The sequence below is a fragment of the Marseilla massiliensis genome (genome assembly GCF_023336985.1).
Classification (GTDB): Bacteria; Bacteroidota; Bacteroidia; order Bacteroidales; family Bacteroidaceae; genus Prevotella; species Prevotella intestinigallinarum.
The window spans coordinates 1-19,269 of sequence record NZ_JAMBLP010000039.1; the positions used below are offsets into that span (position 1 = coordinate 1).

The 19,269-nt window shown below is 55.3% G+C and carries 16 protein-coding genes and 1 tRNA gene; 5 read left to right on the forward strand and 12 right to left on the reverse strand.

Annotated features, from left to right (window positions below; genetic code table 11):
- Positions 1 to 242 precede the first annotated feature (242 nt).
- The gene (locus tag M3089_RS15065; protein ID WP_249085054.1) at positions 243 to 1,097 is read right to left on the reverse strand and encodes an alpha/beta hydrolase family protein; all 855 of its coding nucleotides are present in this window, start codon (positions 1,095 to 1,097) and stop codon (positions 243 to 245) included.
- Positions 1,098 to 1,165: 68 nt separating this feature from the next.
- A complete protein-coding gene (locus M3089_RS15070; RefSeq protein WP_249085055.1) occupies positions 1,166 to 1,558 on the reverse strand; it encodes a DUF3887 domain-containing protein in 393 nt (130 codons plus the stop codon).
- A 560-nt stretch (positions 1,559 to 2,118) separates the two neighbouring features.
- Here M3089_RS15070 and M3089_RS15075 point away from each other — a divergent pair.
- Positions 2,119 to 2,868, forward strand: a complete 750-nt coding sequence (locus M3089_RS15075; RefSeq protein WP_249085057.1) for a polyprenol monophosphomannose synthase — start codon at positions 2,119 to 2,121, stop codon at positions 2,866 to 2,868.
- 52 nt (positions 2,869 to 2,920) lie between these two features.
- Here the strand turns inward: M3089_RS15075 and M3089_RS15080 are convergent, their stop codons facing one another.
- The 8 genes from M3089_RS15080 to M3089_RS15115 form a co-directional block, all read right to left on the reverse strand.
- Positions 2,921 to 3,691, reverse strand: coding sequence for a lysophospholipid acyltransferase family protein (locus M3089_RS15080; protein ID WP_205109308.1), 771 nt, complete (start codon positions 3,689 to 3,691; stop codon positions 2,921 to 2,923).
- A 56-nt stretch (positions 3,692 to 3,747) separates the two neighbouring features.
- Positions 3,748 to 4,923, reverse strand: a complete 1,176-nt coding sequence (locus tag M3089_RS15085; protein WP_205109310.1) for a metallophosphoesterase — start codon at positions 4,921 to 4,923, stop codon at positions 3,748 to 3,750.
- Complete coding sequence (locus M3089_RS15090; RefSeq protein WP_205109312.1) at positions 4,924 to 5,733, reverse strand: vitamin B12 dependent-methionine synthase activation domain-containing protein; 810 nt, start codon at positions 5,731 to 5,733, stop codon at positions 4,924 to 4,926. It lies immediately after the preceding gene.
- 5 nt (positions 5,734 to 5,738) lie between these two features.
- Positions 5,739 to 7,061, reverse strand: a complete 1,323-nt coding sequence (locus M3089_RS15095) for a dihydroorotase (protein WP_205109315.1) — start codon at positions 7,059 to 7,061, stop codon at positions 5,739 to 5,741.
- A 6-nt stretch (positions 7,062 to 7,067) separates the two neighbouring features.
- Positions 7,068 to 7,883, reverse strand: a complete 816-nt coding sequence (locus M3089_RS15100) for a DUF4369 domain-containing protein (RefSeq protein WP_205109317.1) — start codon at positions 7,881 to 7,883, stop codon at positions 7,068 to 7,070.
- Between the two features lie 101 nt (positions 7,884 to 7,984).
- Positions 7,985 to 8,386 carry a hypothetical protein gene (locus tag M3089_RS15105; protein WP_249085059.1) on the reverse strand — a complete coding sequence of 134 codons (402 nt, stop codon included), beginning with the start codon at positions 8,384 to 8,386 and terminating at the stop codon, positions 7,985 to 7,987.
- Complete coding sequence (locus M3089_RS15110; protein WP_249085061.1) at positions 8,370 to 8,717, reverse strand: FtsB family cell division protein; 348 nt, start codon at positions 8,715 to 8,717, stop codon at positions 8,370 to 8,372. The genes M3089_RS15105 and M3089_RS15110 overlap by 17 nt, the downstream gene beginning before the upstream one ends.
- Positions 8,718 to 9,200: 483 nt before the next feature.
- On the reverse strand, positions 9,201 to 10,283 hold the full coding sequence (locus M3089_RS15115; RefSeq protein ID WP_249085063.1) for a nucleotidyltransferase family protein: 1,083 nt from the start codon (positions 10,281 to 10,283) through the stop codon (positions 9,201 to 9,203).
- A gap of 204 nt (positions 10,284 to 10,487) precedes the next feature.
- Between M3089_RS15115 and M3089_RS15120 the strand changes: the two genes are divergently transcribed.
- Positions 10,488 to 12,329 carry a DNA polymerase III subunit gamma/tau gene (locus tag M3089_RS15120; protein WP_249085065.1) on the forward strand — a complete coding sequence of 614 codons (1,842 nt, stop codon included), beginning with the start codon at positions 10,488 to 10,490 and terminating at the stop codon, positions 12,327 to 12,329.
- Positions 12,330 to 12,716: 387 nt separating this feature from the next.
- Here M3089_RS15120 and asnA read toward each other — a convergent pair whose 3' ends face one another.
- A complete protein-coding gene (gene asnA, locus M3089_RS15125; protein WP_249085067.1) occupies positions 12,717 to 13,754 on the reverse strand; it encodes an aspartate--ammonia ligase in 1,038 nt (345 codons plus the stop codon).
- 684 nt (positions 13,755 to 14,438) lie between these two features.
- Between asnA and M3089_RS15130 the strand changes: the two genes are divergently transcribed.
- Both M3089_RS15130 and M3089_RS15135 read left to right on the forward strand, forming a co-directional pair.
- Positions 14,439 to 15,926, forward strand: a complete 1,488-nt coding sequence (locus M3089_RS15130) for an alkaline phosphatase family protein (protein WP_249085069.1) — start codon at positions 14,439 to 14,441, stop codon at positions 15,924 to 15,926.
- A 222-nt stretch (positions 15,927 to 16,148) separates the two neighbouring features.
- Positions 16,149 to 16,222 (forward strand) — tRNA-Arg (locus tag M3089_RS15135).
- Between the two features lie 425 nt (positions 16,223 to 16,647).
- Here the strand turns inward: M3089_RS15135 and M3089_RS15140 are convergent.
- Entirely contained in the window at positions 16,648 to 16,881 is a 234-nt protein-coding gene (locus M3089_RS15140) for a hypothetical protein (protein WP_249085071.1), read from the reverse strand.
- Positions 16,882 to 17,890: 1,009 nt separating this feature from the next.
- Between M3089_RS15140 and M3089_RS15145 the strand changes: the two genes are divergently transcribed.
- On the forward strand, positions 17,891 to 18,706 hold the full coding sequence (locus M3089_RS15145; protein ID WP_249085072.1) for a DUF1266 domain-containing protein: 816 nt from the start codon (positions 17,891 to 17,893) through the stop codon (positions 18,704 to 18,706).
- Positions 18,707 to 19,269: the final 563 nt, after the last annotated feature.

Sequence of the window (19,269 nt, forward strand, 5' to 3'; positions counted from 1 at the left end):
GTGTTTCCGACAACACCTTGCAAAACGGCCCGTTTTGTGTCTCAATATGGGCCGTTTGACACCGCAAAACAGCCCGTATTGATTTGCCAAACAAGCCGTTTCGGAAAACAGGGTGGGCCAGGCCGAAAACCGAAGCCCCGCCCACGGCTGTGAGCTACGGCTGGCCGCGGCATGCCAACCGGCCGCGGCAGCAACATCGAAGCGCGGCAACTGCGGCGCCACAGCTCTCGGGGGCCATTGCGCTAACGCCTGCCTGAGCCTGACTTACCGCCTGGGCCGGTCGGCGGCAACAACGGCCGTCGCCCGGCCAACGACCTTACGAAAGAGGCCATGTCGTCGATTACGTAGTCCGGCACGGTGCCGGGGATGTTGTATTCCACAGGATTCGACATGGCACTCTCACCCTCGAGAAACAGGTGGTTGAGCTTCGGGTAAGAGCGGAAAACGGCCTGGCTGCAACCGCCAAGCCGCTGCTGCCACAGCCGGAAGTCGGCCATGGTGACCTGGTAGTCGCGCTCTCCCTGCATCACGAGCACCGGGCGGCTCAACGCGGCGGCGCTGTCGGCAGGCGAGCAAGCGGCCATCAGCCCTGTGAAATACTGGGGCGAGTCAGCCTTGACACGCCCTGCGAGCGTGTCGATGTAAGCATCCGACGCCCCCGACGGACTGAGATAGCGCAACTGTTGGCCCACCACTTCTGCCATGGGGCGGGCCGCTCCCGCCATGACCACCATGCCGCCGACAGCAGCCGAGCGCGCGGCGATGAGCGGTGCGAGCGTACCCCCAAGGCTGTGGCCCAGCAACACTATGCGGGCGGTGTCTGCTTTGGGGTCGGCAAAAGCCATGCGGAGGGCCGTGAGGGCGTCGTCGATGGTCTCGTCGTATATGCTTATGGCTTTGGCCGAGGCAGGATAGGCGTATGTGCGCTTGTCGTATCGCAGCGAAGCCACGCCACGGCGGGCCAGCCCCAGGGCAATGTCGCGGAACGGATGGTTGGGCCCTATGGTCTCGTCGCGGTCAAGCGGGCCCGACCCGTGCACCATGACCACCATCGGGAACGGCCCTTCGCCCGCAGGATAAGTTATCACCGCCGGCATGCGCCACCGCCCGGTGACCACCGTGTCGGCCCTTTGTTCAACGCCCGGGGGCAACGGCTGGCCTGAGGTCAGTTTTTTTTTACCGCTTCGGGTGGCAATATCTGTATGCCAAGCATGCGGCCCGCGTCGTTGAAGACAATGAGCATGGCCAGTTCGGCGTTCTGAAACTGCAACATCGAGACGTATGCCCGGGTGCCCATCACGGTCTGCACCTCCCACGCCCCGTGGCCCTTGTACTTGCCGGCCATGGCCTCAACATTGGCCATGATGCCCTTCAGGCTTTCCGGCTTTACCATGCCGCGCACCTCGTCGGCCATGTATGAATATAGGCTGTCGGCGTTGTCGGCCCTTACAAAAGCCAGCATCTTTTCGGCCATAGCCACATTTGGATCGGGCGTCTGGGCATGACAAAACATCGAAAAAGAGGCTGCCATTATAACAGAAAGCAATATTTTCTTCATGATGCTTAACGTTTGGTTACGTTGGCAAAGGTAAACAAAATTGCTTGAAGCCACAAACGCCGCTATCAAAAAACGCTAAACAAAACACCGCATTGCGGCATTTTGAATGAAAATAACTAAAAATATTTGCCCATCCACACTCAATATGCAGCGAATTGCCTATCTTTGCATAAGATAAGCTGCTCTCGGCAATCTGTGAACAAGCTCACATTGCGCTCGATTGCATTATCTTTGCATAAGACAAGATGCTCTCGGCAATCTGTGAACAAGCTCACATTGCGCTCGATTGCATTATCTTTGCATAAGACAAGCTGCTCTCGGCAATCTGTGAACAAGCTCACATTGCGCTCGATTGCATTATCTTTGCATAAGACAAGATGCTCTCGGCAATCTGTGAACAAGTTCACATTGCGCTCGATTGCATTATCTTTGCATAAGACAAGCTGGATGCGGAAAATGCTGACACGCCTGCTTTCGGCCACAGCCAACGGCCCCAGGCATTGCCCAGCGCCACCGGACGGCAGCTTAAGGTAGCACATTAGCACAAACAAGACGAAACCATGCACGAAAGCGACAGTATTGTAATAATACCCACTTACAACGAGAAGGAGAACATAGAGAAGATTATCAGGGCTGTGTTCGGACTGGAAAAGTGTTTCCATATACTCGTAATCGACGACGGATCTCCCGACGGCACGGCTGCCATAGTGCACCGGCTGATTGACAATGAATTTGCCGACAGGCTCTTCATCGTTGAGAGACAGGGCAAGCTGGGGCTCGGAACGGCATATATAGCAGGGTTCAAGTGGGCCCTGGCCCATGGCTACGACTACATCTTCGAGATGGACGCCGACTTCAGCCACGACCCCAACGACCTGCCAAGGCTCTATGCCGCGTGCCACGACGAGGGCTACGACGTGGCCATCGGGTCGCGCTATGTGTCGGGAGTCAACGTGGTCAACTGGCCCATAGGGCGGGTGCTGATGAGTTATTTTGCATCGAAGTACGTGCGACTTGTCACTGGTTTCAAGGTCAACGACACCACGGCTGGCTTCAAATGCTACAAGCGCAGGGTGCTCGAAACCATAGAGCTCGACAAGATACGCTTCAAAGGCTATGCCTTCCAGATTGAGATGAAGTTCACGGCCTATAAGATTGGCTTCAAGATAAAGGAGGTTCCTGTCATTTTCGTCAACCGTCGCGAAGGAACATCCAAGATGAGCGGCGGCATATTCAGCGAGGCTTTCTTCGGCGTGATGCGCCTGCGCTGGGACGGGTGGACACGCAAATATCCACCCATCAAGAAATAGGCAAGCCACTGAGGCCCCGCGCCGGCACCGCCCCAGAGGCTTGTGGAGCCCCTCATTGGTTGGGGTTCTCCACGAAACCTTGGTATTTCGGCTCTATCGAACTCATCACCGAGTCGTAGCTCTGGTGCATGATGGCCTGCACATTGCGCGGGCCCTTGTCTACAGGATAGATGGGCTGGTGGATTGTAAGGCGCAGCGGATGCCAGCTCACCCAGTGCCAGTCGCGTGTGCGGGGCATGATGTCGAACGACCCGTTGATGGTGAGCGGCACCACGGGCAGCTGCAACTCGTCGGCCAAAGTAAACGCCCCTTTCTTGAAAATGCCCATGTGGCCGGTGAAAGAGCGCGACCCCTCGGGAAAGACAACCACGCTCATGCCGCTCTGCAGCGTGTGGCGGGCCTCCTCATAGGTTTCCTTTATGCGTGCCGGACTGCGCTTGTCGACGAATATGTGATGCGCCGCCTTGCACGCAAACCCCACAAACGGTATCTTCATTATGCCGCGCTTCATCATCCACTTGAAGTTGCGGCCAAGGAAACCGTATATCAGGAAGATGTCGAAAGCACCCTGGTGGTTTGACACAAACACGTACGACTGGCCCGGTTCCATGTTCTCGCGCCCCTCGACGGTGACGGGAATGAGGAACAGGCGGACCACAAGCCATGACCACCAACGGCCGGGATAGTAGCCCCAGAAGTGGCCGTTGCCAACCGAACAGCCCGCAGCCACGGTCAGCGCAGTAATTATCGTGGCCACCAACGACAAAGGCACGGCCACAAACAACTGGTAAATGCGATAAAGATATTTAAATACTGTATTCATATTCTTGTTTTATTATTCACTTACTCCACTGCCTTCACGGTGGCAGTCGGCCCATGTCAGGCTTTCTTGCGGTGCAGCGTGATTACCACAACCTCGCCCGGGACGCCGAAACGGAACGGCAGGAAACCGCCAAGACCGGTGCTCACAAATATGGCGCGGGCCCCCTCACGGTACAGTCCGCCCCACTCAGAATACTTGAAAGCTATGGGCGACCACCCGAACAGCTCAAACTGCATGCCGTGGGTGTGGCCGCTCAGGGTGAGCTGGGCGTTGCACTGGGGCAGTATCTTGCGCCTCCAGCACGACGGGTCGTGCTGGAGCATGAGCACAAAGTCGCGAGGCGACGTGCCACTGAGGGTCTTGCCGACGTCTCCCCGCTCGGGCGAGCGCTTGCTGATGCCGTCGTTCTCCATCCCTGCAACGATGATTGAGTCGCCTCCGCGGCGCACCACGCGGTGCTCATTGCGCAACAGCGTCCATCCCATCTGCCGCTGCAGGTCGACCATCCTGCGGCAGTTGGCAGCCTTGGTGGCCGTGTCGGCATGCAGGTAGTCGGCATAGTCGTGGTTGCCAAGCACTGAGAACACGCCGTCGGGGGCATGCAATGAGGAGAGTGTGCGCACATGACGCTCAACCTCTACAGGCCTCATGTTCTGCAAATCGCCAGTAAACACAATCATGTCTGCATGCTGCGCGTTGATGGAATCTACGGCTGCGTCGAGCAAATAGTCGCGGTCAGACGAATAAGTGCCCACGTGTGCATCCGAGAACTGCACTATACGGTAGCCGTCGAATGCCGCCGGGAGGTCGGCGGAAGCATAGTCTATCTGCTTCACCACTATCTCGTTGAACCCTATGGTCGAGCCGTATATGAGCACATACCAGTGGACTGCGACCATGGCAAGGCCCACATGGTTGCCGTAATTCCGGCGCATGTGCAGCCACTTCTTCAACGCCAGGCCCACCACAGAGCACAAGGCAAAGACGAAGTTGGGCACCACGAGCAGCCCGAGCAGGAACAAATAGAAATTGAGCGCTGTCGTGTCTGCCGGCGCAAAGTCGGGATGCATGGCCAAAACGACGGTGAACACGGTCATGCAGAAGCCCGGAAGCCACCACAGCATGCGCACCCACACACGCCCGAAACGCTTGCGCCGCAAGTAGCGCAAGTCGACATACAGGCATGGGAGCACTATCATCAGCAATAAATATACAAATATCCGCGCTATCATTCAATATAGATTTGAAACCAGGAACTTACGTATCAACGAGACTGGCAGCCCACGGCGGCGTGCATAGTCGGCCAGCTGGTCGGCCCCTATGCGCCCCACGGCAAAGTAACGGGCCGCCGGATGCGCCATCATCAGCCCGCTGACGCTCGCATGGGGCTTCATGGCCCCGCTCTCGGTGAGCCTGATTCCTATTGCCGAGAAACCCAGTATGTCGCCGAGAATGAAGTTTATGCTTGCGTCGGGGAGCGACGGGTAACCCACGGCGGGGCGTATTCCGCAGTACTTCTCGGCGTGCATCTCGGCCATGGTGAGCCGTTCGTCACGGGCATAACCCCAAAACTGCTTGCGCACTTGCTCGTGCATGCGCTCTGCCGCGGCCTCAGCCAAGCGGTCGGCCAGCAGCTGAACCATCATGCGCATGTAGTCGTCGGAAGCAAAGTCGGCCTCGAGCCCGGCGTCGACGGTGGTGGCAAAGAGCCCCATGCGGTCGACCCGGCCCGACGATGCAGGCCTTATGAAATCGGCAAGCGACAGGCACGGGGCGCCCGGCGACGGCGGAGCCTGCTGCCGGAGCAATGGTATGCGCGTGCCTTCAAACACAATGTCGTCGCCGTCGGACACGGCATCACCCAATGCGAAAAGCGCATGCACGGAATAATCGCTGTCCAATGAGCCGAGCACGGCGTGCGCCTCGCCCTTGAGGCGGGCTTGTTCGGCACTGTCACCTACTTGCCATGCGTGATAGAAGTAAAGCCAGTTGATGTAGGGCTCGAGCTCGCTGATGCTGTATTTAAGCACTTGCCTGACCATGGCTGCTACCTGAATGCGACGGCCTGACCCACATACCCGGTGTCCACGCGGCCGTGGCTGTAGACCGGGTGACCGTTGCACAGGGTGCATTCCACGCGCCATTGGTACTCATGGCCGGCCATGGGGCTCCACCCGCACTTGCTTTCGATGATGTCGTCGGTGACTGTCCATGGGCTGCCGGGGCGCACAACAACCAGGTCGGCCTTGTATCCCGGACGCACGAAACCGCGCTCCCGCACGCCGAACAGCGTGGCAGGGTTGTGGCACATGAGCTCCACGAGCCGCTCGATGGTGAGCACCCCCGAGTCGACAAGCTCGAGCATGGTGGGCAAGGAGAACTGAACCATGGGCATGCCCGACGCCGCACGCATGCAGCCGCCTTGCTTCTGCGACAGCAGATGGGGCGCGTGGTCGGTGCCCACAACCGTTATGCGCCCGTCGGTGAGGGCCCGCCGCAACGCATCGCGGTCGGCCGCCGACTTGATGGCGGGGTTTACCTTTATCAGCGAGCCGTATTTGGCGTAGTCGTCTTCAGAGAAATAGAGGTGGCCCACAACGGCTTCGGCCGTTATGTTGGGGTCGGTGCCGAACAGGCTCAGCTCGCGCTCGGTGGACAGATGGGCCACGTGCAGCTGCGTTCCGTGCTTGCGCGCGAGCTCCACCGCGAGCCTCGTGCTCTCGAAACAAGCCTCGGCGCTACGTATCGACGGGTGCAACGCCACGTCGGGGTCGTCGCCATAGGCCGCGCGGGCAGCCTGCATGTTGCGGTTTATGATGGATGTGTCTTCACAATGAACCATGACCGGCATGCCGGCGGAGCCGAAGATGCGCTCCAAAGCATCGCGCTTGTCGACGAGCATGTTGCCTGTCGACGAGCCCATGAAGAGCTTTATGCCCGGTATGCGGTGGGCGTCGAGCCGGTCGAAGAGGGCCACATTGGCATTTGTGGCACCGAAGAAGAAAGAATGGTTGACGTGACATTCGCGCGCGGCCAGGGCAAACTTGTCGTCAAGCGCCTGCAATGTCGTGGTCTGCGGCACGGTGTTCGGCATGTCGAAAATGGTGGTCACGCCACCTGCCGCCGCCGCCCTGCTCTCGCTTTCCATGTCGGCCTTGTCTGTAAGGCCGGGCTCACGGAAATGCACATGGTCGTCGATGACGCCCGGCAAAACGTAACAGCCCGCAGCGTCTATCGTCATGTCGAAAGACGCTCCGGGCCTTGTGCCGCACGAATATATGCCTTCAATGTACTCACCACCGATGGCTATGGCCGCTTCGGACGTCTGTCCCTCATTCACCACCAGTGCGTTTTCTATCAATATCCTCATCTTTGCTTAGTGTTGTAAGTCCAATCCCGGCGCCACCCTCGACGAGTCGGCGCGGCCGGGGGCCATGCCCAACGAGTCGGCAGGCAGCGACTGGCTGTGCTGCCCGGCCCCGTCGGCGGACGGAATGTCGAATCCCTGCATCCTGGCCTCGTTCTCGCTGGCCGTGCGGTAGTACTCCTTGACGTAGGGGTCGTTTTTGAATTTGTCGGTAGCCTTGCTCATGATGTCCTCTATCTGCGGTGTAAGTATGGGGTAACGGAAACCGCTTGTGATCATCATGAACACGCCCGGGCCGAGCACATTGTCGAAGTTGTCGACAATGAACGTTGTGACCAGGCGGTCTTCTTCGCGCGTTATCTTTGCAGCCTCGGCCGAGAGAGTCTCGTTGATCACAGCCTCGTCTATCCCGTCGAGCAGCATCTGGCTCTGCTTGTGCGACAGTTCGCCCATCTGGTTGGCCAGTTGCTTGTGCTTGTCGAGGAATTCGTACAGCCGGTCGTTCATCGGTGTGCCGCTGACGCTTTGGCCCGCATTGTCTATCTTTATGCGTATGTCGCCTTTCTCGAGCACGACCGGCAACAGCCCTTCGTTGTCCATGAAGAGCGTAGCCATGCGGACAGTGTCGAGCACGCCGCTGAAGTGGAACTCACCGTGCAGCACCGCGCAGGAGTCAAGGCTTTGCAGCTCGTTGTCGGTGACTGTCTTGAGGTACAATTTGCTGCCATCGAGCGACGACACCGACGAGGAGCCTTCCACGTTGTACGAGTTGGCGCACGATGTCAGCACGGCAACAGCCGTTAGCGCGTATAGAAGTTTGGTCATAGGCGATTGAAATATCATCTCTTAAATTATGCGACAAATGTACAATGTTATCGTGATGTGAGGAAAAAAATTCATGCAATTTAAAACAAAAGCAAGGTGTTTTAGAGTTTTTTTGCCTCCTTGTCCAATTCGCGGCTTATCCTATGGGTGGAATACAGCTGCAACACTGCGGCGATGAGCAGTGCCACCACCCAGTTGTTGTGCACGTAGTTGACGTAGTAAGTCCACTTAAGCCCGATGAAGTTGCCTTGGTTTGCAAACATGAGCAGGGCGGCCAGCAGGAAGCAAACGTCGCTTGCTATCATGATGCCCCTGAGCCTCCGTATGGTCAAGTTGTTGCCTTCGTAGCGCTGCTTGAGCTGCATGAGCACAAAGGCCAGCGCCCCCATGGCAAAAACGTATGGCGCCCACCCTTGCAAGAAGATGTTGGCTGCACTGCCGACGACCATCATCACGGCACCGGCGAGGAAAATAAAGCTTTCTGTATTATTCAGTTGTCTCATCTGATTGGTTGGATATGGCTGGTTCGTCGTCGCTTAGCACGAAGATGTCTTCGTCGTCCATCTTCATGAAATACCTCTCGCGGGCTATCTTCTCGATGGCCTTCGGGTCGGCGTCAAGCCGTCGCAGCTGCGCCCTGTCGCGCTCGTATTGCTCCCGGTAGAGCTTTATCTCTGCCTGAAGCTCGTCGATGTTGCGGCGGTTGCGTATGTGGCTCCACACGCTGTTCTCGTCGAGGAAGCCCACAATGGCCACCCCGGCAACGAGCACCACCACATATTTCAGTGCCGACGAGCTGCGCACGTATCTCAGTATTCTCCTTAAACGACTCATTTCCTTGTGTGATTAATGTATGAGAAGGCATGGCCGCCCGTATGGCCCGCAAACTGCCTCGGGGCGCCTGTGCCGGCAATGCCGGATGCAAAGGTAAGAAGAAAAGTTCAGATTAAGCTCCGTGCCGACGCATGTTTTTATATTTTTAAATGTAGGGATGCCGGTGCAGGCGTGGCCCCGGCGCCCCGCTGCCTGCCGTCTGGGCCTGCCCTGCCATGACGCTACGCTGGCCGGGCACATGGGGGCGGCCCTCGGTTTGTAAAACTATCGGCCAGAAGCGGGCCCCGTCGGCACCGGCCGCGCAAGCGGCTGACTGCCAGCAGGTTGGGCAAACGCCCCAAACGGGCCTGCAAAACGGCCTCCGCCACATTGCAATACGGGCCAAACGGCCATGCAAAACGGCCCGTATGGCATGGCCGTTTGGGCCGTCGCCACGCGCCGTGACGTTTTTGTAAAACTTTGTCAAAGCCGTGATGGCAGTGTTTACAAACAGTCGGTGGTTTTGCCAAACAGCAATTCGCCAAACCTGAACCACAGCGCTCCAAACGTCTCCGACGGGTAATGCAACATGAAAAGATACCTGCGGCGCAATGCCCGCCACGCCGTGAGCAACCACCCGGCATGCGGCCGCGACATGCCCTCGCGGCAGAACACCTCTGAAAAGATAAGCCCGGAATGCTTGCGCGACGGGGGCACAATCATCGACGAGGCCGGCGTGTGCAGCGTCTCGCCCAAAACATACATCAGCGAGCGCGCAAAGCGGGTGAGCCCGAGATGGCTGATGTCGGCCCTTACGGCGTCGGCTTCGCCGGGCCCGGCGTCGCGAAAGAACGCAACCATGAGCAGATGGTAGTCGACAAGGTTCAAAAATGCGAGCTTGCCTGCAAAGAAACAGCGGTAGGTACGCAACAGCATGTAAACCATGTTGAACCGTAATGTGGGCGTGGCAATGGCCCCCACTCCTCCCGGCAAGTCGACAGCGTTGGAAAACTGGTCGACGGCATGTTTGCCAAACCAGTCTATCAAACGCAAATTGACACTCGACGAGAGCATCATCGTGGGATAGGAAAACAAGCGCACACAGCACTCGGGGGGCATCGGGAAATCAGGGTCGCACACGCCTACCTGTGTGGCGGTGAAATTCTTGGACACAAAATCCATGACCTTGCGGTTGTCGCCGCAAACCCACAAGTCGACGACTGTGCAATGGCGCTGCAACGGGCCGGGATAGAGCAAGGCCATGGGCAGGCTGTTGATGAGGCAGACATAGAAGCCTTGGGTGGCGAGCTTACGGGCCACCTGCATGCACCGGCTGTAGAGCGGGCGCACCGCGTCTTCCCTGCTTCGGCTAAATATGGCCATGCAAATGGTGGTGTTGAGCGTTGGGCGCTTGCTGTCGGGCATACGCGCAATGGCCTCGAAGCACAGGGCCGCCGCATCATGGTCCCACAAAAAATCATACATGTCGCCCCATCCGCTGTCGCGGTCGATGTCTGGCGGAGTGCTGTCTGCCCCGATGGAATACCTCATCAGATGCAGAAACTGTTCTAACTTGTTTGTCTCCATTTCTGTTTCGCATTGCAAACTTACATAAAAATAATGACATTACAGCCTTTGCCACGCAATAAAAATAACACGCCAGCCACGGCCCGGGCTCCGGCCGCGCCGTGCGTATGGCACGACAAAGGCAAAAATCCCGCCCGAAACAGCCCGAATGTCGGGAAAAATGAGTAAGTTTGCATTGTCTTACAATTACCACACACATCGACAATGGAAGAATACATCGTTTCGGCACGGAAGTACAGGCCTACCTCGTTTGACTCCGTGGTGGGCCAGACGGCACTGACCACCACGCTGAAAAACGCGGTGAAAAGCGGCAAACTGGCCCACGCCTACCTCTTCTGCGGCCCGCGCGGCGTAGGCAAGACCACCTGCGCGCGCATATTTGCCAAGGCAATAAACTGCCAAAGCCCCACGGCCGACGGCGAAGCCTGCAACCAGTGCGAGAGCTGCCGCGCTTTCAACGAACAGCGCTCGTTTAACATATTTGAGCTCGACGCCGCCAGCAACAACTCGGTGGAGCACATCAAGACGCTGATGGAGCAGACCAGGATACCGCCGCAGGTGGGGCGCTACAAGGTGTTCATCATCGACGAGGTGCACATGCTGTCGACAGCGGCGTTCAATGCGTTCCTGAAAACGCTCGAGGAGCCACCCGCCCACGTGATTTTCATTCTCGCAACGACCGAGAAGCACAAGATACTGCCCACCATACTGTCGCGCTGCCAGATTTACGACTTCGAGCGAATGACGGTGAAAGAAACCATCGACCACCTCAAGAGCGTGGCCGACAAGGAGGGCATACGCTACGAAGAGGCTGCACTGGCCGTAATAGCCGAAAAGGCCGACGGCGGCATGCGCGACGCCCTGTCTATCTTCGACCAGGCCGCCAGTTTCTGCCAGGGCGACATCACATACCAAAAGGTGATTGAAGACCTCAACGTGCTCGACGAGGAATATTATTTCCGCATTGTCGACATGAGCCTGGAAAACAAGGCGAGCGGCATAATGGTGCTGCTCAACGACGTAATAAACAAGGGATTCGACGGCGGACTGCTCATTGTGGGGCTGGCCAAGCACATACGCAACGTGCTCATGGCAAAGGATGAAGCCACGCTGCCGCTGCTCGAGGTGAGCGACGAACAGCGCCGCCGATACGGCGAACAGGCTGCGAGGTGCGACACGAGGTTTCTTTACCAGGCACTGAAAATTGCCAACAGGTGTGACATTGACTACAAGCAAAGCAACAACAAAAGGCTGCTCGTTGAACTGACGCTCATCGAGATAGCGCAGATAACGCAGCCCGACGATTCGACAGCGTCGGCGGGGCGCCGCCCCAGACGACTGAAAACCCTGTTCAGGAACATCGCGCGGACTGCCCGGCCAGCAACAGAGGCCCCGCAGGTAGCCTCGGCCGGACCAGTCAGCAGCGTTATGGCAGCCATGAAGAAAAAGACCGACGAAGTGGACAACCAGTCAGGAACATCCGGCGAAAAGGCTGCCGCCGAGGCCGCCCCGCAACCCACAGCGGCCTATTCTGCCGCCAAACGGCCGGCACTGAAATCGAAGGCGGGGGCCCTGGGCTTCTCATGGAACAACCTCAGAGTGGCTGCCCAGCCTAAGAAAATGCAAGTGATACCGGGCACTCTCGACGCCAGCGACCCCAACGCCAAGCCAAACAACGAGCACAACGAGTTCAGCCAAGACGAGCTTGAGTTCCAATGGATGTCGATGTGCAACCGTATGCCACAGAAACTAAGCGGCATTGCGGCCCGAATGAAAAACATGACGCCCACCATAACCGACTTCCCGAAGGTGGAGGTGGTGGTTGAGAACCAGATAATGCTCGACCAGATGCAGGTGATAAAAGGCAGCATACAGAACACGCTCAAACTATATCTGCACAACAATGGCATCACCCTCGACATGCGCTTGGCCGAACACAATGAGCAAGTGAAGGTATTGAGCAGGCGCGAACAGTTTGAGGAAATGAGCAAGCAAAACCCGGCGATAGAGAAACTGCGCGGCCTGCTCGACCTGGAGCTGGCCTGACGGGGCTCATGGCCTACGCCAACGCCGGGCCGCAAGCCATGCCCCCTCCGGCCGGCGGGACGAGCCGGCGCTGCGTGGCCGCACGCCACGCCACGCGGTTGCGGGCCGAGGGGCGCAATCCGGTAGGCGCGCCGCTGCCCCAACCTGCCATCAGGCCGTCGTAAGCATGCTTCTACATTAATATAGAGTGCCCCGCAACGCTTGTGGCCTACAGCCAGAATGACGGTTGCCACATTGCGGCGAGGCAGCCCGCCACGCCTTCTGCAAAAGCGAATGGCCACCCGACGGGCTGCAAAACGAAACGGGCCATGGCCCCGACGGCGGGCTGAGGCCGGGCAAGGCCGGGCCTACCTAAGGGCAATGGCCACCCTGTCGGCCGGCATGACCCTAAATAAGGGCCATACCCATGGCCGCGCACTCACGCCGCATCTCATCGGGCCAGATGCTTGCCTGTATCTCGCCTATGTGGCCTTTGTGCAACATCACCATGCACAGACGGCTCTGGCCTATGCCGCCGCCAATGGTCAGAGGCAGTTCGCCGGCCAGCAGCTTGCGGTGGAAATATAGCTCCTTTCTGTCTTCCTTGCCCTCAATCGCGAGCTGGCGAAGCATCGCCTCCCTGTCAACGCGTATACCCATCGACGAAAGCTCAAACGAACGGCCCAGCACCGGATACCATATCAGGATGTCGCCGTTGAGCCCCGCCTTGCCGTCGTCGCCCGGTGTCGACCAGTCATCGTAGTCGGGGGCGCGGCCGTCGTGCTTCTCGCCATTGCTCAGCCTGCCGCCTATGCCAATCACGAACACTGCGCCGTATTTCTCGCAGATGGCATCCTCGCGCTCCTTGGGCGACTTGCCGGGATACATCTGCAGCAGGTCTTCGCTGTGTATGAACGTTATCTTCTCGGGCAGGAAGGGCTTTATCTGCGGATATGTCTCGCATGTAAGATACTCCGTGCGGCGTATAGCGGCATAAATGCGCTCAACCACATTCTTTAGAAAAGCCGTGGTGCGCTGCTCTGGGGTGATGACGGCCTCCCAGTCCCACTGGTCTACATAGAGAGAGTGGAGGTTGTCGAGCTCCTCGTCGGCCCTTATGGCGTTCATGTCGGTGTATATGCCATAGCCCGGCTCAATGCCATATTCGGCCAGCGACAGCCGTTTCCACTTGGCCAACGAGTGAACCACCTCGGCCTTGACCATGCCCATGTCATGGATGGGGAAGGTAACGGCCCGCTCCACGCCGTTGAGGTCGTCGTTGATGCCAAGGCCCTGCAACACAAACAATGGCGCTGTAACGCGCCTCAGGCGCAACTCTGTCGAAAGGTTCTGCTGAAAGAAATCCTTTATCAGCTTTATTCCCTGCTCTGTCTGCCTCGTGTCGAGCAGCGCCCTATAGCCTGAGGGCTTCATCAGTTTGCTCATTACTTTTTCCTTATTATTATATTGGACGATGAAACATTGCCCCAACCCTGAGGCCGGAACAACGGCCCCAACCAGACGGCAGGGCTGAATAATCGAATGCAAAGATACACTTTTTACGCTAAAAAGCAAGCTTTCGGGCAATAATTTATGCAAACAGACAATATTTCACAAGTATTTACAGCAAAAAGACACACCAACCCGCATTATCAATGTCAACTTGAGCACAAGGCATCTGGCCTACTTACGGCCTACACCCACTGCGCCAACTCAGCCTGCCACCACCCAACCGACTCGGCCGCCATCCACTGGCAAAGGCTTGGCATAAGCCACAGCAAGCTGACGCTAAGTAGGTGTTCAAAATTAATTGCCATCAAATTGTGCGCTATTTCGGAGATGCATGCCAAAGTCCGAAGAGAGAGCGTAGCGGGCTACGCGACCGATGAGACTTTGGTATGCGGCCCGAAAGAGCACACAAGATGGTGGCAAAGATATAGAGGACACCTGCAAGGTCTATTGTATCGGTTAATTTTGAACAGCTACTTATGCAAAATACACCACACCAACCATGGCCCCGCAACCGCCCGGCGGCCACATGTAACAGCATTGCAACACGGCAATCACACGTATTTAACATTGGTTTCATACCTTTGCGGGCGAAAACAAAGACATATCAAAAAGAGAATCATGAAGAGACTATTTTCGTTTGTTTACCTATTTGTTGGCCTGCTGGCAACCGCATGCGGCCAAAGTCAGCAACAGGGCGCAAAGAGGCCCAAGCTCGTTGTGGGCATCATAGTAGACCAAATGCGCTGGGACTATCTGCACTATTACGACTACACGTTTGGCAACAATGGCTTCCGCAGGCTGCTTTCCGAAGGCTACAGCTGCGACAACAACCAAATTACATATGTGCCCACGGTGACGGCCGTGGGGCACTCGTGTGTGTACACCGGATCTGTGCCGGCTATAACCGGCATAGCCGGCAACGATTTCTACAAGGATGGCAAACGCACGTATTGCGCCGACGACGCCACGGTGCAGACTGTTGGCAGCGAAAGCAAGGCCGGACTGATGTCGCCACGCAACCTGCGCGTTACCACTATGTGCGACGCGGTGAAGATTGCGCAAGACTTCAAGGCCAAGACGATAGGCGTTTCGCTAAAAGACCGCGGTGCCATCATGCCGGCCGGGCACACGGCAAACGCAGCCTACTGGTTTGACAACGACCACGGGGTATTCATTACCAGCACTTATTACATGAAGCAACTGCCCGAATGGGTTGACGATTTCAACAAGGCAAACAAGCAAACAACCGACATAAGGTATACGCCGAAAGGCAACACGCTTGTGGCCGACATGGCCATAGCAGCCCTGAACGGCGAACAGCTGGGCCGAGGGACCACAACCGACTTCCTGGCCGTCAGTTTCTCGTCTACCGACTACATTGGCCACCGCTACGGCACGCGCTCGCCGCAGACGGAAGAGGCCTACAGGGAACTTGACAAGGAGATTGCCAAACTGCTCGGAGCGCTCGACACTGCCGTTGGAAAAGGCAACTACCTGCTTTTCCTGTCGGCCGACCACGCTGCCGCTCACAACGCCGCGCTCATGCAGAAAAACGGGGTGCCGGCAGGCGAATGGGACGAATCGACGGCCCTGGCCGACATGAACGGGCACCTGAAGAAACTCTACAACACCGGGGCCAACCTGGTGAAAGACCTCATTGAGTATCGCGTATACCTTGACTACGAGGCAATAAAGGCTGCCGGACGCACGGCCGACGAGGTGGAAGCCGCGCTCTGCGACTATATAGACAACGACGACAGGGTGGCTTATGCCGTGCCATTCGACAAGGTTCAGTCGATGTCTATACCTCAGGCAATACGCGAGCGCATCATCAACGGATATAACCCCAAGCGCAGCGGCGACATTCAGATAATACTGCAGCCTGGATATTACGGCTTCGACTCGGGCTCGTTCCACGAAGGCACATCGCACGGCGTATGGTGCTCGTACGACACCCACATCCCGTTGATATTCTACGGCTGGCATGTAAACCACGGACGCACATCCAAGGAGACCCATGTCACAGACATAGCTGCCACCGTCTGCTCTATGCTCGACATACAGAGCCCTAACGGCTGCGTTGGCACGCCGATACAAATGAAGTGAGCCGGCATTGCGCCAGGCAAGCCCCAATGTCACCAAAGCAATGACATTACGCTTTCCGGGCACAGCGACATCCGTAATACATCTATTAGGCGGCCTGCCTCGTCAGGCCGCCTTTTTGCATCGCATGTCTGCCAGAACAATCAAAAAAACATGGTTCTGCTACATTTATGGGCCCAAATGTTAGGCTGTTCGGAATTATTTTACTACCTTTGCACTCGCTTTGGCCCCGTAGCTTAGCTGAATAGAGCGTCAGATTCCGGTTCTGAAGGTCTTGGGTTTGAATCCCAACGGGGTCACACGTGAAAACCCTGCATTTCCCAAGGATTTGCAGGGCTTCGTCATTTTAAGAGATTTGCATTGAGAAACCAGGCGAAAGCAAGCCTAAGAAAATCACCGCCGAAATTACCATTGAGATAATTCCAGATGAAGACGAGATAAAAGAGTATGTCAAAGCCCAGAAGAAGAAGGAAAGGCGCAGTGTTGTTTTCTTCCTTGCTCTTATCATTTGTGTCGTCTCGATATTGTATATCGATATTCATAAAGTTCACGGCTTGTACCTTTTTGGTTTCTTTTTTTAAGTGCTTGCACGGCCTTTCAAACCATCCTTGACACCAGTGTAGAGTTAGCGTCTACCGATAATTACGATGGTTATGTATGTTCTCCCCCAGATTAATGACTAATTTAATACCCGAAGTCTCGTCTTATACCTCCCCTGTTCTTCTCAACATATCCCCAAACTTTTCCTTGCTCTCGGCGGTCGTGGGCTGCGGCGTGTGGCCTTGCGCTCCTGAGGCTCATAGTCCCATGGTATCCGCAGCAGCTGTCGCGGCGTCACACGCTTGCGCAGTTGAAGCTGTATCAATATCTCCGCCATGAGGCGGGCGCGCTCCTTGCAGTCTTTGCGGTCGGCATCGCGCTGCTCGCGGTATTCCTCGTAGACAGGGACGAACTCCACGCCGTCGGCCTTGCAAGCCGACGCGATGCAGCAATACAGGTAGGCGCAAATGTCCGACAGGCCGCCAGGACAGTTTTGTCACCTCCTTTCCCGTCTCGCGCTTGAAGAGGGGCATGGCACCATAGTCTGCCTGCATGGCGAAAATAACAACGGAATTAAGTGCCGCATCTTTCCGTTGAAGCAATGTGCACGTTTTCAGGATAAATCTAAATAACTAATGTTGAAGCCCATACTCATTACTCGCCGGTTTTTATCATCGTCATCTGCGGTGACGGTTTGGATACAAATTGTTAAATATAAGCGGCAGCTCAGGGACAAGCCCCGGCACAGCACCGCAAGAGCAGTTTACAGCTCTACCGCCTCGACCTTCTACGCCTGCAATCTCTACAGCCGCGTGAAGTACAAGACGCAGCCAAAAAACGCCGGACTAAACACCATAATCGAGTGTCAGCAAGAAAAAAATTGCCCGCCCGTGGATGGTGGCGACGCCATGCTTTGGACACACGTGAAATACCTTGCAGTTCCATAGGGTCAGCAGGAAAATAACAAATACGATGCCAGCAATCTGTATTCATTAGCTCTGCTATATTTCGGCAAGCTACAGCTGTGCAAGGAAAACAGATATCAATAGTAAGCATAAGCAAGCATCACGTGATAACAAATAATACATTATATTATTGATGACAGTGAATAGCGTATTTAAATGTCAGTGTTATTCAGTTCATGAGCCAACCAACAGAAGTATTCAAACTTCCTTTTTTGTAACACATATCTCCGAACTTTACATTTTATAACAGCTTTAAGCAAATTGATACAGTGCGAATCTGTATCTTTGTAATATACAGCGTTACGAAAAATCTGTCTAACAACGACATGGTTGGCAGCTTAATCCATAACGGGAAACAGGTAAGTGGCGCATGGCTATAAAACGCATACCGCCATTCAAGACCAACCGTGTTGCAAGGCTATGCAGCTGTACAATCATTACTATAACATATAAATATTCATTATGATTGAGCAAACCACAATTTCTATAGCAGCACTAATTGCCACTATAATTACAGTTTGGGCATTATTAAAAATAAAAAAGCATGGATTGGCGTATATCTCGTGCAGAAAGAACCACATGGCGCATGGTTGCTGCCATGATTTAAGGATTGATGAAACATCGACCTATTCAGAAGAAGAACTAAGCCTATATAGCATTGGCAACCTTCACGTGGGAAAGTTCGGCGGAACCCTCAACACTCTGGGAACAGGTATTGATGCAGCAGAACGAACCAGCATGCTCCAACAAGACTTTGTAATAGACAATCGTGACAGGGCCATAAAAAAACTTAAATGGCTGTCAACAGCACCATCACAACTAACATTCCACTTTGCATACGAAGCATACCTTAAAGGCAAAGAAGGAGAGAATTGGCTAAGGAACAGCAAAGAGCTAGCCGACAGCAAAGAATTATGCGACGAATGCATAATGCAAATGAAGAAGATAAAAAGGCAATACAAAGAAATAATGAACGCAGGCATAGCTGATTCAGAATATGAATTGGGATTGCTCGGGGTCATTGCTTGGGATGCCGGTCAGCTGAACTTCCTCTCACGGGCATGCATGGAACAAGGATACATCAATAAGGACGAATGCATGATTTGCTTGGACGCCGCATTCAAAATGTCACATGAAGCATTTTCAAACTGGAAAGACTTTGCACACAGCTATGCCTTGGGATTCGCTTTATATGGTGATGCTACATGCATGGCTTACATGGCCGAACAATTGCTAAATGCCAAACAAAGCCCTTGGTCATACATAAAATGGGAGTGATGACGACAGCAAAAAGATAATGAATATACAACTACAATAGTTAGGGCATCATGAAGTCCCATCCCAACAGTAACTCAGCGCAAAGGCAATATAATATGATGTATATGCGGTCTGACGCATTCGGCAAATAAAAATGATGACTGCTCACACCACCTATCACCATCATTACCTCAATATACCACCTTAATACATAACGAAAAAAGATTCAGTAATACAGCCACATTTGTCGACCTGTGAAATGGATAAGCTACAGATGGATTATACCGTTAACAGGAGTAAGCAAGAAGCAGCCAAGAGGAATGCCCCCATTAACAATCACAATGCAAACGCAGAAAACAACAAACGCTGACTTAATGGGCCACCTGAATTAAGCAGAACCACCAACTGACCTCTCCTAAAAAAACATCAACCATCGGCACAGCCCTATCGGGCGCAGCAGCGGCGGCGTCCGCTACATGCACGGCTGCCGGCGCAATGGAGCAATCCGGCCGTCGTGGCCGCCCCCGGCAGACCTGTGGGATGGGATGCGTGGCCGGGGACGCAGGCGGGGATACAAAAAAAAA

Bases quoted from the DNA above. Each gene is read 5' to 3' on its own strand.
- M3089_RS15120 (WP_249085065.1), top strand. From the start codon at position 10,488: ATGGAAGAATACATCGTTTCGGCACGGAAGTACAGGCCTACCTCGTTT.
- M3089_RS15130 (WP_249085069.1), top strand. From the start codon at position 14,439: ATGAAGAGACTATTTTCGTTTGTTTACCTATTTGTTGGCCTGCTGGCA.
- M3089_RS15085 (WP_205109310.1), bottom strand. From the start codon at position 4,923: ATGATAGCGCGGATATTTGTATATTTATTGCTGATGATAGTGCTCCCA.
- M3089_RS15080 (WP_205109308.1), bottom strand. From the start codon at position 3,691: ATGAATACAGTATTTAAATATCTTTATCGCATTTACCAGTTGTTTGTG.
- M3089_RS15095 (WP_205109315.1), bottom strand. From the start codon at position 7,061: ATGAGGATATTGATAGAAAACGCACTGGTGGTGAATGAGGGACAGACG.
- M3089_RS15075 (WP_249085057.1), top strand. From the start codon at position 2,119: ATGCACGAAAGCGACAGTATTGTAATAATACCCACTTACAACGAGAAG.
- M3089_RS15090 (WP_205109312.1), bottom strand. From the start codon at position 5,733: ATGGTCAGGCAAGTGCTTAAATACAGCATCAGCGAGCTCGAGCCCTAC.
- M3089_RS15100 (WP_205109317.1), bottom strand. From the start codon at position 7,883: ATGACCAAACTTCTATACGCGCTAACGGCTGTTGCCGTGCTGACATCG.
- M3089_RS15115 (WP_249085063.1), bottom strand. From the start codon at position 10,283: ATGGAGACAAACAAGTTAGAACAGTTTCTGCATCTGATGAGGTATTCC.
- asnA (WP_249085067.1), bottom strand. From the start codon at position 13,754: ATGAGCAAACTGATGAAGCCCTCAGGCTATAGGGCGCTGCTCGACACG.
- M3089_RS15110 (WP_249085061.1), bottom strand. From the start codon at position 8,717: ATGAGTCGTTTAAGGAGAATACTGAGATACGTGCGCAGCTCGTCGGCA.
- M3089_RS15105 (WP_249085059.1), bottom strand. From the start codon at position 8,386: ATGAGACAACTGAATAATACAGAAAGCTTTATTTTCCTCGCCGGTGCC.
- M3089_RS15145 (WP_249085072.1), top strand. From the start codon at position 17,891: ATGATTGAGCAAACCACAATTTCTATAGCAGCACTAATTGCCACTATA.
- M3089_RS15070 (WP_249085055.1), bottom strand. From the start codon at position 1,558: ATGAAGAAAATATTGCTTTCTGTTATAATGGCAGCCTCTTTTTCGATG.
- M3089_RS15065 (WP_249085054.1), bottom strand. From the start codon at position 1,097: ATGCCGGCGGTGATAACTTATCCTGCGGGCGAAGGGCCGTTCCCGATG.